The following is a 13,613-nucleotide window of genomic DNA, read 5'->3' as shown; positions in this document are numbered from 1 at the left end:
GCAGGAGCGCAAAGACCGAATTTTCTGTTGTTTACTCTCCATAACTGCTATGTCACCGCCTCGTGAATTGGGTAGCTGTGCGGGGGGAAATTCGGGTATTGCACGTCGACGACGAGCCGTCACTGGTAGAACTCTCGAAAACCTTTCTCGAACGTGTGAACGACCGGCTACGCGTCGAAACCGCCACGGGCGTCCTCGAGGGGAAAGAACTACTCGATAATGGAATCGACTGCGTCGTCAGCGATTTCGATATGCCCGGAGCGAACGGTCTCGAGTTTCTGTCGACCGTTCGGGCCTCTTACCCCTCGTTGCCGTTTATCCTCTTTACCGGGAAAGGAAGCGAGGAAATCGCGAGCAAGGCCATCTCTGCCGGCGTCACGGATTATCTCCAGAAAGAACACGGGACGGACCAGTATACCGTCCTGGCCAACCGAATCGAAAACGCCGTCGAGCAACATCGGTCAAAACTCGCTCTCGAACGAAGCCAACAGCGACTCGATCTGTTTTTCGAGCATTCCCCCCTCGGAGTCATCGAGTGGGATAGCGAGATTCGTATTCGGCGCGTGAACGAGGCCGCAACCGACATAGTTGGTTACAGCGAGCGTGAACTCGTAGGTGACTCGTGGCAATCTATCGTTTCGGCCGACGAACGAACACGGTTCGAATCGAACATGACAGCGCTCCTCGAGGGTCGCAGTAGTGGTCGCGAGTTGTTCAAAATCCGCCGAAAGGATGGAACGATACGCAACTGTGAGTGGAACGACCACCTCGTGATGGGCGACGGCGGTGAACTGAGCCGAGTCTTTTCGCAGATTCAGGACGTCACCGAACGCTACGAAAACAGACGGCGACTCGAGGCACTGATCGATAATTTACCAGGAATGGTGTATCAACATCGGGACGATGACGAGTGGACGCTCGAGTTGATTCGCGGCTCTTGCGAAGCGCTGACCGGCTACACCGCCGAGGAGTTGCTCGAAAACGTCGAAATCGCCGAGAGACTCATTCACCCGGATGATCGCGATTGGGTACGCCGGCAAACGGACGCCAGCAAGGCCGAAGGCGAGGATTTCGACCTCATCTATCGAATTATCGACAAAGACGGCACCGTCCGTCGAGTCTGGGAGCGCGGCGGGATGATAGTTACACCGGACGGTGACTCCCTGCACGAGGGCCTCTTGATCGACATCACCGACCTGGACGTGGGAACACTCGAGGAATAGCGACGTCCCAAACCTGAACTGGTAGAGTCCCGCACTCGTTGTCTTTCGATTCACCCTACCAGTCGACGTTCGGGAGGGTACGAGTGATCTCGAGGATTTCGAGCACGGCAATCGATACACGTTTTGGCCCCCCGTGTGAAACTCGAGTATGGGTTTCGACCGGTTCGATCTGACGGCACTGGTTGGTTTTCTCGGGCTCATCGGCCTCTCGTTTGTGGTCGAAACGCCAGCGCTCGGAGCCGGGTTTGGTGGGTTTCTGCTGTCACTCGCCGTGTGGCGACTGTACGACGGCAAACCCTGGGAGGCTCTCGCCTGGTTGGCCTGGGTTGGGGCGGCGGTTGCGCTAGCGATTCCGGCCGGGTCGGTGAGTACCGTACTCTTTATCAGCTCTTTGATTGTCGGACTGGCGCTTCTCTTTGCCAGTCGGCGGGAGTTACTGCCAGCGATATGGTTTGCCGACAGCGGTGGGACCGACGATTGATACGGTCTGCTGTACCTTTGTACCGACGATTGCCGACCCGGTATAGGCAATCAGCGGGACGAGACGACAGCAAACCGCATGAGAGGGTACGCAGTGACTCGAGAGAGCACTGATCGTGTTCCCTGAGTCGACTACGATTGGTGTCGAAGGGTCCGAGGACTGGTTCGACTGAGACCGCCCAACTCGTCCCCTCTCACCCTTCGAGCCACGGGATGAAATCGTCCTGCAGGAACTCGACGTAGCCGAGGATACCGAGCGCCAGAGAGATGACGAGGACGATGACGACGGGAACTCTGATGAGCCAGACCCAGAGCGTCCCCCACGAATCGATCGGACCGATCCCTTTTTTGAGTTCGCCGACGGCCAGGTCGGGAATCTTCCAGCCGACGAAAAGCGCGAGCAAGAGGCCACCGAGCACTAATAGAATCTGGTCGGCGAAACCGTCGAACAGATCGAGCAAGACGAGGTCCCACGCCGATGGAAGACCGAGGACGAACAGGCCGCCGCCGATAGCCAGCGTCGCGGTCACGCGGTCGATATCGTGTTCGTCGATCAGATAGGAAACGACGACCTCGAGCAGCGAGATGGCACTCGAGAGCGCGGCGATAGCGACGGTGGCGAAGAACACGGCTCCGATCAACCAGCCGAGTGTCAGGTCACCGAATGCAGCTGCAAGACTGACGAAAATCGCCCCCGGACCGGGATCAGCAGGATCGACGCCGGCAGTAAACAAGATTGGGAAGACGATCAATCCGGTAACGAACGCGATCGCGGTGTCGAAACCAACGATGATCGCCCCGTCCTCGGCGAGGTTTCGGTCCTCCTCGAGATAGGAGGCGTAGGTGATCATCGCACCCATGCCCAGTGAGAGCGTGAAAAACGCCTGTCCAGCGGCCGCGGGCAGAATGCTCGTCCAGTTGCTGGCGATGACGCCGAAATCGGGTGACAGATAGTAGCTGTAGGCATCACTCGCACCCGCGAGCGTGAACGCGTACAGGGCCATCCCGAGGGAGATCACGATAATCGCCGGAACGAGGAGTTTGACCGCAAGTTCGATACCGCGTTTGATTCCGAGTGCGACGATAGCGATGACTACCGCCATGAAAACGGCGTGGAAGAAAATCGCGTCCAGACCACTGGCAACGTCGAGAAACTGTGATTCAGCTGCCGCGCCATCCGCCAGATAGCCGTCCTGGAGCCCGATGATGGTGTAGCGAATCGTCCAGCCAGCGACGACGCTGTAATACGAGAGGATGATGAATCCGGTCGCGATGAAAACCCAGCCGACGTATCCCCAGAGACCCCGACCCAGTTGTGCGAGCGCACCCACGGGATTGCGGTTCGTATACCGACCGATAACGAACTCGACGAGCATCGCCGGGAAGCCGATTGCGGCGACGAAAAGCAGGTAGATCAACAGGAAGGCAGCGCCGCCTTCCTGGCCGACCTGAAACGGAAACCGCCAGATGTTGCCTAACCCGACCGCGCTCCCGACAGCAGCGAGGATGAATCCAGCCCGCGTCGCCCACGCGTCTCTCGAGACCGTATCGACGCTATTGTTCATAAGTTCGCTTCATCAGAAACCAATACAACTCTTTCTTTTCATATACGCCATCTCGTCGGCTGTATTATCTCTTCCCCGATGTTTCGGTCGGAAAACGGCGATAGTATATAGAAGATGATAGATAATATCGACGAACTCGAGCCACCACCGTGCGAACGACGTACATCGTTGGGAAACCCCTAAGTCGTCCAACCGACAATCCCCACTCGAGATGCCGATATCTGGTGGTGGAGTCGACCGTTCGATGCGCCCGTAGTCGCGTCTAATAGCGGGTGGACCCTCGTTCTCGAGACCGGTCATGCGGTCAGGCTGAACGACGGCGAAACCGAGCTGTCTTCTGTGCCGTACTATACGGCGAGTATCGTCGAGTGAGTAGCGGCCGAAACCGGCGGGTTTTACGCCTGCCATCGAGAGAGTACACATATGAGCCACGAGAACTTTCCGACGGACCGTCCGGCGGTGGTGACCTGTGGGTTACCGTACGCGAACGGTGACCTGCACATCGGGCACCTCCGCGGGTACATCGGTGCAGACACGTTCAATCGAGCACTCCGGACACTGGGTCAGCAGTCAGTCTACGTCTGTGGGTCGGACATGCACGGAACGCCCGTCGCCGTCAACGCGGATAAAGAAGGAGTCGACCCCGAAGAATTCGCGCTGCGCTGGCACGAGCAGTACACCGAAACGTTCCCAAAGTTTAGCGTCGACTTCGACAACTACGGACACACCCACGAGGAGACGAACGTCGAACTCACCCAGTCCATCGTTCGCGCCCTCGAGGATGGGGGCTACGTCTACGAAGACGAGGTACTCGTCGCCTACGACCCACAGGCAGACGACCACCTTCCCGACCGTTACGTCGTCGGTACCTGTCCATACTGCGGGGAGAAAGCGCGCGGCGACGAGTGTGACGAAGGCTGTCAGCGGCACCTCGAACCCGGTGAAATCGAGAATCCGACCAGCGTCCGGACCGGGAATCCGGCGGAGTACCGCGAGCGAACCCACAAGTTCTTCCACGTCTCGGAGTTCGCGGACTACCTCACCGACTTCCTCGACGGCCTCGAGGGAACCTCGAACGCACGAAACCAGCCACGTCAGTGGATCGAAGAGGGACTACAGGACTGGTGTCTCACTCGCGACATGGACTGGGGAATCGACTATCCCGGTGCTGAGGACGAGGACATCGTCCTCTACGTCTGGGTCGACGCGCCTATCGAGTACATCGCCTCGACGAAACAGTACAGCGAACGCGTCGGGAACGAGGAGTACGACTGGGAAGAGGTCTGGCGAGATGACGGCGAAATCGTCCACGTGATCGGCCGGGACATCATCCAGCACCACACCATCTTCTGGCCGGCGATGCTCGAGGGAGCAGGCTACAACACTCCACGAGGAATCGCCGCGACCGGCTTCATCACCATCGACGGCAAGGGGCTCTCGACCAGTCGAAACCGTGCCATCTGGGCCAGAGAGTACCTCGAGGAAGGGTTCCACCCCGACCTCCTTCGGTACTATCTCACGACGACCGGCGGACTCCAGCAGGACGTCGACTTCACCTGGACGGCCTTCCAGGAGAAGGTCAACGGCGAACTCGTCGGCACGATCGGCAACTTCTGGTACCGGTCGCTGCTGTTTGCCTACCGCAACTACGAGGGCACGCCCGACGCCGAAGTCTCGGACGAAGTCCGAACGCGAATCGAGGACGCTCTCGAGGAGACGCGAACCGCGGTGAACGACTACTCGATCAGGGACGTCGGTCTGAGCGCAACCCGACTCGCCCAGTTCGGCAACGAGTACATCCAGCGTAACGAGCCCTGGAAACTCACCGACGACGAGCCGGAACGCGCCGCACAGGTTATTCGTGACTGTGTGCAGATCGCCAAAGCCGTCGGCGTCTTGCTCCAGCCGGTCGCGCCGGGCAAAGCACAGGCCCTCTGGGACCAACTCGGCGAGGACGGCTCAGTTGCAGACACCGTCCTCGAGACCGCCCTCGAGGCACCGCCCCGGGCGTTCGAAGAACCCGGCGAACTGTTCGAAAAGATCGAAGACGACCGCGTCGAGGAGCTCGAGGCCAAACTCGAGGCGAAAATCGAGGCGGCAGCCGACCGTGCGGAAGCTGAAAGTGACAGCGAACCCATGACCGAAACCACTGACGACACGACCGAAGACGCATCGACCGAAACCGAGACGAGCGATCTCGAACCCCTGCTCGAGGACCGAATCGGCTTCGAAGAGTTTCAGGAACTCGATATCCGGGTCGGCCAGATCGAAGTGGCTGAAGGCATCGAGGGGGCCGACGACCTGGCTCGCCTCGAGGTCGATATCGGCTTCGAAACCCGACAGGTCGTCGCCGGCATCAAACGCCTCCACGACCTCGAGAGCCTGCCGGGAACGAAGTGTATCCTACTCGCGAACATGGAGCCCGCAGAACTGTTTGGTGTCGAGTCCAACGGCATGGTGCTTGCAGCCGGCGAGGAAGCCGATCTGCTGACGACTCACGGCGACGCCGAGCTGGGCGAGAAAATCCGGTAACCTGACCCGTTGTCCGGCGTGATTTTGACGGACTTCAATCGGCTCGAGGTGACCGAAAGCAACGAACGGTGGATGTGATCGCCGATCGGGCTATCGCTGCCCCCGATGTCGAGATCCGATATACCCAGCGAGCTCGCTACCTTGAAGACGGGAAGAACCGTTCGAGGATACTGTATGTAGTTCTCCGCATCGGGAACGCCGAATATAGCGAACGAGAGTCCGCTAGTCCCAACTCGAGAGACCTCCGTTTGATCTCCGCAACGAACCATCAAAGAATGTGTACTATTCAATAAGATTGGCAGTGATGTGGGGGTTGATATTGATAAACGTCTTCGAATATGGTGAATGGTCGCCATTACACTCGAAAACGTCAGTAAGTACTTCGGGGAGACGGTGGCGAACTACCAGGTGAACCTCCAGGTTGCAGATGGGGAATTTCTCGTAATTCTCGGACCGTCAGGGTGTGGAAAGACGACTGCACTACGCTTAATCGCGGGCCTCGAGCAACCGTCGGAAGGGGCCATCTATTTCGACGACGATCGCGTCGACGGTAGGTCACCGAGTGCGCGCAACGTCGCGATGGTGTTCCAGAACTACGCGCTGTACCCGCACATGACGGTCGCAGAGAACATCGGATATCCGTTGAAAGTACGGGGGTTTTCTCCGGACGAACGTGACGAAAAGATCGAAGGGGTAACCTCGCTGCTCCACATCGAAGATCAGGTCGAGAAAAAACCGGGTGCGCTGAGCGGTGGACAACGCCAGCGCGTAGCGCTCGCGCGCGCTATCGTCAGGGAACCCACGGTCTTCCTCCTCGACGAACCGCTGTCGAATCTCGACGCCAAACTCCGCCAGGAGATGCGAAGCGAGTTGAAACGACTCCAGAACGAACTGGAGATCACGACGGTGTACGTGACTCACAATCAGGAGGAGGCGATGAGCATGTCCGACAGGGTCGCCGTCATGAATCAGGGGACGGTACAACAGGTCGCCCCGCCTCAGGAACTCTACGACCGCCCGAGGACGGCGTGGGTTGCCCAGTTTATTGGATCGCCACCGATGAACCTGTTTCAGGGGACTCGCCAGAACGGGTCGATCGACCTCGGTGAGGCCGGGGCCGTCGACCTGAGTGGCGTACTCGAGGCCAAAGAGACCGTGGTGGAGACCAGTGAACGAGACGACGTTCAAGCAACCGCCTTGCTGGCATCAGATTCCCAAGGTACCGTCTCACTCGGCATTCGACCGGAGAATCTGAGCCTCGTTTCGTCGCCACCATCGTCAGGCAACGTCATCGAAGGGAGAGTGGATACGGTCGAACCGATGGGAGAGTACATTCTGGTCAACGTGTCGGTAAACGATCAAATTGTCAACGCGAAGGTGTCCGATCGAACCGTCTCTCGCGGCGATCGAGTATACCTCACGTTCGACACAAACGACGCCTACGTGTACGACACGAACGGTGACCTCGTCGCATGATCGACACCGCCTCGAGACGCCCACGCACATGAGCTTACAAGATCACATCGACGGGATTACGGTGGATAGCGATGAGGAAGGGCTGCTGGATATCGACCGGGAAAAGGCGGTCGCACTGGCGGTGTTTCTGGTTCCCGGCCTGACTCTCTTCGGTATCTTCTCGGTCGCCCCAATCGTCTACTCGGCGTTCGGGAGCTTCTTCTCCTGGGAAACGTTCACTCTGGATAGTTTTGTCGGCCTCGACAACTGGACCCGTTCGCTTACCGATCAGCTCATTATCCACTGGCCGAACATGCAGGAGTTGCGTTATCCCATGGGAGCACTGACCCACAACCTCCTCTGGGTCGTTATTCACGTACCCGCGAGTACGTTCCTCGGCCTCGGACTGGCGTTGCTGTTCGCCGATTTAAAAGGACGACGGTTCCTCCGATCCATGATCTTCGTGGGATTCACTGTCCCGCCCATCGTCATCGGGCTGGTTCTCATGTTCATTTACGATCCCCGGGCAGGGGTGTTCAACGAAGTTCTTCGTGTCCTCGGTCAAGGGCAGTGGGTTCGAAACTGGACGCAATCGCCCCAGGTGGCGATTTACGCCCTCATTGCGGGCGGAATTTGGGTCCACACCGGATTCAGTATGTTGCTCTACAGTTCCGCGCTTTCGGCCATCGATCCATCCCTGCTCGAATCCGCCAAGGTCGACGGAGCCGGTGCCTGGCGACGGTTCCGTGACATCATCTGGCCGCTGGTCAGGCCCGTGACGGCCGTAGTTGTCATTATGGGCATCATCTGGGTGATGCGAATGTTCGACATCGTATACGCTGCCGGTGGCGCTGCAGGTGGACCGAACCACGCGTACTCAGTGTTGGGTATCGAAGTATACCGGGCGGCATTCCGCCCGCCCATAGACTACGGGATGGCGATGGTGGTAGCGTTGGTTCAGCTGTTTATCGTCGCCCCGCTCGCGCTGTACATCGCTCGTATGAACTGATTAGACATGGTTGAAGACGACCCCCTCGAACCGACTGGCATCGACGCCGGCTCCGAACGGGCCACCGATCACGATCAGTACCTGTCGGTCGACGACGTTCCGGACATCGCCCCCACCGCGGAACGAAGCTGGCGAACGAGACTCCGCGAGTCGATTCCCACGAAACGTCGAGCCCTCAAGTACGTCGTCGCGATCACCATTGCCGTCCTCTGGATCGTTCCGTTCATCGGCCTGTTCATGGCCTCGATCCGACCGCTCTCGGAGATCATCGGTGGCTGGTGGCATATAGAGGGAATGACGATCACGTTCGAGAACTACTATCGGGCGTGGAATTACAGCACTGCACCGATGGGGCAGGCCCTCCTCAACACGTTCATCGTCACCATCCCCGCCGTACTCGTCGTGATGCTCCTCGGCGTGATGGCGGCGTACCCGTTCGCTAGGTTCGAGTTCCCGCTGAAGACGACACTGTTTTTCCTGATACTGCTGGTTATGGCCGCGCCACCGGAACTCATCGCGATGGGGAACTTCAACGCGCTCCGCGAATTCGGGTTGTTCGACACGTACATGGGGCTGATACTGATCCACATCGGATGGGGGCTCGGGTGGGTCGTACTGTTCCTGCGAAATTACCTGCTCGGTATTCCGGAGGAACTCGAGGAAGCCGCACGTATCGACGGTGCCTCGCGATACCAGATCTTCCGGACGATCATCCTGCCTTTGTCGACGCCGGCACTCGTCTCGGTTGCCGTCATCCAGTTCACGTGGGTGTGGAACGCGTTTTTCTTCCCGCTGGTGTTCATGCGCTCACCGGAACTCTACCTCGCACCCCAGGTACTTCCGTTAATGCGAGGGCGGGTCCAGGTGGAGTGGGGACTTATCGCCGCCGGCTCGATCATGACGATGGCCGTCCCGGTACTCCTGTTCTTGTTCCTCGAGCGATACTACAAACGAGGGATGGTCGCGGCGGTGACAGATTGACGTCCGATGGTTGGCTCGAGGGTTCGTTCCCGAAGACTGGTCAAGTAATCCGTATTTTACCGGGAGAGAAAAAGCCGATCACAGCGGCATCATTCCCGCTCGCGTCACCGCAATCGACACGGCGATGACGACGATGTTCGTGAACAAAAAGAGCCGGGAGGACATCCAGGCAAACGAAAGCAACACGACGAGGGGGAATGCGGCTATCAGTGCCGGCCAAAAGCCCCGTATCGCCAGTGTGGCGAAAAACGCCGTCGTGAAGAGGTACAAAACGTCGACGGCAACGGCGTTTACGTTGCTTCGCCGAAGCTCCTGCCCGGCGATGACGACCGTCTCGAAGACGCCGCGACCTCCAGTCACGCCGTCACCCCCGTCAACCACGCCTATACCCCGTCTTCTGTCCCAACGCTCTCCTGTAAGGCGTCGTCGAGCGTCTCCAGGATCGGCTCAATCTCTTGATCAGGTTCCGCCCAGAAGCCGAGCAGTTGCGACCAGAACTCCGCCTGGAACGGGTCGCCGAGCGCGTCGTCCAGATCGGGAACGAGTTCGACTTCGTCGGCCTCCTGGGTAAGATCGCGCATGACTTCGAGTTCGTAGGCTTCCTCCGGAACGTCGACAGCAGTGGGGACGAAGCCACCGCGCTCGGTCCAGACCTCCTGGCCCTCCGCCGAAATGATCGCCTCGGCAGCGTCTTTCGCCGCATCGACATCGTCGACGTACGCGGGAATAGTGAACCAGTTAATGCTCGTCACCATCGCCTCCGCGCCGGGGAGCATGAAGTAGTTCAGATCCTCTGGATCTTCGATTGCGCCGAACGCTGGCGTCCACGACCCCATGAAGTACAGCGGCGTTTCGTTCGCCCAGAAGAACTCGTACTGGATGCCGAAGTCACGCACCTCGCTGAAGTAGCCCTCCTGATGGAGTTCCTGGAGTTCTTCGAACGCCGTCGCAACTCGGTCGTCGGTGAACTGGGCCTCGCCTTCGATGAGGTCAACCTGCAACTCGTGGCCGTCTTCCTGTCGAAGGATGAACGCCTCCGTGATATCACTGAGGGGCCAGCCATCACCGTTCCCTGAAGCCAGCGGCGCTTCGACTCCCTCGATGCCGTCTATCGCTGCGAGTAAATCGAGGAACTGGTCGTAGTCTTCTGGTTCCTCGAGATCGTGTTCGTCGAAGAACGACTCACGGTACCAGAACCCGGGCTTGAGATCACCGCCGAACGGCGCGGCGTACACGTCGTCGTCCACCGACACCGTCGCGTGATCGGTCGTGTAGTCCTCCTCGTCCCAGAGGTCACCGACCGGCTCGAGGTGGCCTGCCTCCGCGTCTCTCCGAACCCGACCCTCCATCGGTATCACGACGATGTCCGCGGTCGCGATACCTGCCTCGTAATCCATGAGGGTCGACGTCAGAAGCGTCTCGGTGTCTCGTGGCGCATACGAGATGTCGAGGCCAGTCTCCCCCTCCGCGTAGTCTACCACGGCGAGGAAGTCCTCCTCTTCGTCGTCGGTCCAGACGGCGGTGATGGTTATTTCGCCCTCTTGTACGGTCGAACGGGCCTGTACGTTCGTGGCCCCCGCAAGACCGACAGCGCCGATACCGATCCCTTCCAGTACGGTACGTCGATCGATCTGCCAATTGGACTCGCCCATAGGTGTCGGGTCGATGTCACGGACTATAACGAGGTGGCACCTTTGCCACCGAAACGCTATATTTCTGCAGAAAAGCACCCACACAACGTGATGAGATTCGATTGTCAGGTGAGACAGTCGGCCATTACGGGTAGCGTCGTTGGATGCAGCCTGACCACGTGAAGATGCAGCGCCGACCACAATGTGAAGACGACTCACAGGTCTTAGCCCGCGACGGGTACAACAGTATTACTCACAGAACGACCGACAAAAAGCGCCGTAAATCCACGTTCTCGAGGGGGTCGTGACCCATGTATAACGATATAAACCGAAGGTGATGCAGCGACGCCAGTGGTATTCACTCGAATTGCGTCGGATCAGCGAGTGAACTGGCTCGGTTGTTACCTCGAGGGAGATTCGACGATTGCGAGGAAGTTTTCGAAGACTTCGTCGCCTTCTGCCGTGTGGGCCACCTCGGGGTGCCACTGTACGCCGTAGAGGTTTCGCTCGGTGTCGCTCATCGCTTCGACGCCACAGACGTCACTCGAGGCGGTCAGCGTAAAGCCCGTTGGCAGGGTTTTGACCTCGTCTGCGTGACTCGCCCAGACGCGCGTCTCGGGTGCGAGCGAGCCGATCAACGGGTCGTCTTCCTCGAGAATGTCGACGGTGACGTCCGCGTAGCCACCGTAGTCGCCGCCACCGACACTGCCATCGAGCGCGTCGGCCATGATCTGCATCCCGAGACAAATACCAAGGACGGGACGCCCGTCTTCGAGGTACTCCGCACTGCGGCCGATTCGGTCCATGTCCGGGCCACCCGAGAGCACGATGCCATCGGCCTCGAGGTCCGCTGGCGGGGTGTCGTTATCGACTAACTCACAGTCGACGCCGAGATCGCGCAACGCACGTTGTTCCAGATGGGTGAACTGTCCGTGATTGTCCACCACAGCGATTTTCGTCATTGGACTTCGATAGCCACTCGAGCGATAAAAACGGTCCGAACCCGTCTGGTCTCGAATACGGCAGTCAGTGGCCCGTTCCGGTCCCGGTACGTTTATGCTGCCATCGCCAGACCTTTTGATATGGCACTGGATCTCTCCGCGTACGATCACCCATCCTGGTTCACGGCCGTTGGAACGGGGGCTGGCTACCTGTTGATTCTCGCGATTATGACGATCGTCCTGTTCGGACTGCCGTGGCTGGCGTTCGCCACGCTGTGATCGGTACGGTCATCAGTTTCTGAATCGGAGACTCGAACGCGAAGGTGCATACTCGAGTGCTCCGATCCGTTGTCAGTGCATCAGTTGTTTGTATACGCGGTTGACGAACGGGCGACTCTCGGTCGTGCAAAACGGAAAAGATACGATTTCGCTTAGTACTCCGTCACGCGTCGACTGATGCGTGAAACCGGAACACAGCCATCGGTTTCACGCATCCGTGCAGGTTTGGGAAACCACTTAGGCGAACGTCTTCGAGACGGACGGGTCTTCCTCGGATTCGGCCTGAACCTTCTCCCAGGCGCTGCGGAAGTCTTCCATTCTGATCTCGGTTCGCTCGTCGCGAATCGCGAACATGCCGGCTTCGGTACAGACGGCTTTGATGTCAGCACCGGAGGCCTCGGGCGTTGTCTCCGCGAGTTCCGCGAAGTCGACGTCGTCGGCGACGTTCATGTTGCGGGTGTGGATCTGGAAGATGAGTTCCCGTCCCTCTTCGGTCGGTTTCGGCACTTCGATGAGCCGGTCGAATCGGCCCGGCCGCAAGATTGCCCGGTCCAACATATCGAAGCGGTTCGTCGCCGCGATAATACGAATCTCGCCGCGGTCTTCGAAGCCGTCCATCTCCGAAAGCAACTGCATCATCGTCCGCTGGACTTCGGCGTCGCCGGAGGTTTTCGACTCCGTACGTTTGGCCGCGATAGCGTCGATTTCGTCGATAAAGAGCACCGCTGGCTCGTGTTCGCGGGCCACTTCGAAGAGGTCGCGGACCAGTTTTGCACCCTCGCCGATGAACTTGTGAACCAACTCGGAGCCAGCCATCTTGATGAAGGTGGCGTCGGTCTGATTCGCAACGGCCTTCGCGAGCATCGTCTTTCCGGTCCCCGGCGGGCCGTACAGCAAGACGCCGCTCGGTGGGTCGATGCCGACCTCGGTGAACATCTCCGGGCTCTTGAGTGGCATCTCGACGGTTTCTCGCACCTCCTGCATCTGCTCCTCGAGACCTCCGATATCCTCATACGAGACGTCCGGGCTCTCGGTGACTTCCATCACACGCGCTCGCACATCCGTCTCGCTCGAGAGCGATTTCACGATCGACAGCGAGTTGTTGACCGCGACTCGAGCGTCCGGCTCGAGCTCCGTTCGCATCTCGTCGGTTACTTCGGTCAGCGCTTCCTGATTGTTGCCGTGTTGTTTGATGATGACGCCATCGTCCATGATCTCCTGGACGGTGGCGACGAACAACGGCGACTGTTTGAGTTTCTTGTTCTCGTGGGTCAGGCGCTCGAGTTTCTGCTGGTACTTGTTGTTCTCGGCGTTCGCGTCGAGGAGTTTGTCCCGCATCTCCTCGTTCTGGGACTCGAGCACCTCGAGGCGCTCCTCGAGTGCTCGTATTTTCTCCTGTTGAGACGCCTCGTCCTCGTCGTACGGGACATCGACGTCTTCCACAGTGTCGCTCATTACTCGCAGGTAGGGCTGTAGGTCATAAGAGGCTTCGGGTCGATACACTCTCCATGGAATTA

Annotated in this window: 12 protein-coding genes; 7 read left to right on the top strand and 5 right to left on the bottom strand. The window is 58.8% G+C overall.

The features are described from left to right. The first annotated feature begins 77 nt into the window (after positions 1–77). Together NLK60_RS00060 and NLK60_RS00055 are read left to right on the top strand one after the other, a co-directional pair. Positions 78–1,223: a PAS domain-containing response regulator gene (locus NLK60_RS00060; RefSeq protein WP_254808868.1), complete on the top strand. Its 1,146-nt coding sequence runs from the start codon at positions 78–80 to the stop codon at positions 1,221–1,223. Positions 1,224–1,371: 148 nt separating this feature from the next. Continuing rightward, entirely contained in the window at positions 1,372–1,704 is a 333-nt protein-coding gene (locus NLK60_RS00055; RefSeq protein ID WP_254808867.1) for a hypothetical protein, read from the top strand. A gap of 193 nt (positions 1,705–1,897) precedes the next feature. On the opposite strand, the gene NLK60_RS00050 is transcribed toward NLK60_RS00055, so the two are convergent. Continuing rightward, on the bottom strand, positions 1,898–3,268 hold the full coding sequence (locus NLK60_RS00050) for a sodium-dependent transporter (RefSeq protein WP_254808866.1): 1,371 nt from the start codon (positions 3,266–3,268) through the stop codon (positions 1,898–1,900). Between the two features lie 423 nt (positions 3,269–3,691). Between NLK60_RS00050 and metG the strand changes: the two genes are divergently transcribed. From metG to NLK60_RS00030, 4 genes are all read left to right on the top strand, one after another. Next, positions 3,692–5,800 (top strand): methionine--tRNA ligase, encoded by a 2,109-nt coding sequence (metG, locus tag NLK60_RS00045; RefSeq protein ID WP_254808865.1) that lies wholly within the window; start codon positions 3,692–3,694, stop codon positions 5,798–5,800. Positions 5,801–6,145: 345 nt separating this feature from the next. Continuing rightward, positions 6,146–7,276 (top strand): ABC transporter ATP-binding protein, encoded by a 1,131-nt coding sequence (locus NLK60_RS00040; RefSeq protein ID WP_254808864.1) that lies wholly within the window; start codon positions 6,146–6,148, stop codon positions 7,274–7,276. A gap of 28 nt (positions 7,277–7,304) precedes the next feature. Further along, positions 7,305–8,264: a carbohydrate ABC transporter permease gene (locus tag NLK60_RS00035; RefSeq protein ID WP_254808863.1), complete on the top strand. Its 960-nt coding sequence runs from the start codon at positions 7,305–7,307 to the stop codon at positions 8,262–8,264. Between the two features lie 6 nt (positions 8,265–8,270). Beyond that, the gene (locus tag NLK60_RS00030; RefSeq protein ID WP_254808862.1) at positions 8,271–9,245 is read left to right on the top strand and encodes a carbohydrate ABC transporter permease; all 975 of its coding nucleotides are present in this window, start codon (positions 8,271–8,273) and stop codon (positions 9,243–9,245) included. 78 nt (positions 9,246–9,323) lie between these two features. Here NLK60_RS00030 and NLK60_RS00025 read toward each other — a convergent pair whose 3' ends face one another. The 3 genes from NLK60_RS00025 to NLK60_RS00015 all read right to left on the bottom strand — a co-directional run bounded on the left by NLK60_RS00025 (position 9,324) and on the right by NLK60_RS00015 (position 11,838). Further along, positions 9,324–9,626, bottom strand: a complete 303-nt coding sequence (locus NLK60_RS00025; RefSeq protein WP_254808861.1) for a hypothetical protein — start codon at positions 9,624–9,626, stop codon at positions 9,324–9,326. A 2-nt stretch (positions 9,627–9,628) separates the two neighbouring features. Further along, entirely contained in the window at positions 9,629–10,897 is a 1,269-nt protein-coding gene (locus tag NLK60_RS00020) for an ABC transporter substrate-binding protein (protein ID WP_254808860.1), read from the bottom strand. A gap of 380 nt (positions 10,898–11,277) precedes the next feature. Continuing rightward, positions 11,278–11,838 (bottom strand): GMP synthase subunit A, encoded by a 561-nt coding sequence (locus tag NLK60_RS00015; RefSeq protein WP_254808859.1) that lies wholly within the window; start codon positions 11,836–11,838, stop codon positions 11,278–11,280. Positions 11,839–11,958: 120 nt separating this feature from the next. On the opposite strand from NLK60_RS00015, the gene NLK60_RS00010 reads away from it, so the two are divergent. Further along, on the top strand, positions 11,959–12,096 hold the full coding sequence (locus tag NLK60_RS00010; RefSeq protein ID WP_254808858.1) for a hypothetical protein: 138 nt from the start codon (positions 11,959–11,961) through the stop codon (positions 12,094–12,096). Between the two features lie 237 nt (positions 12,097–12,333). Here NLK60_RS00010 and pan1 read toward each other — a convergent pair whose 3' ends face one another. Beyond that, complete coding sequence (pan1, locus tag NLK60_RS00005; protein ID WP_254808857.1) at positions 12,334–13,551, bottom strand: proteasome-activating nucleotidase Pan1; 1,218 nt, start codon at positions 13,549–13,551, stop codon at positions 12,334–12,336. Positions 13,552–13,613: the final 62 nt, after the last annotated feature.

It is taken from the genome of Natronosalvus amylolyticus (assembly GCF_024298845.1).
GTDB lineage: Archaea > Halobacteriota > Halobacteria > Halobacteriales > Natrialbaceae > Natronosalvus > Natronosalvus amylolyticus.
This window is presented reverse-complemented; position numbering and strand designations above follow the sequence as displayed.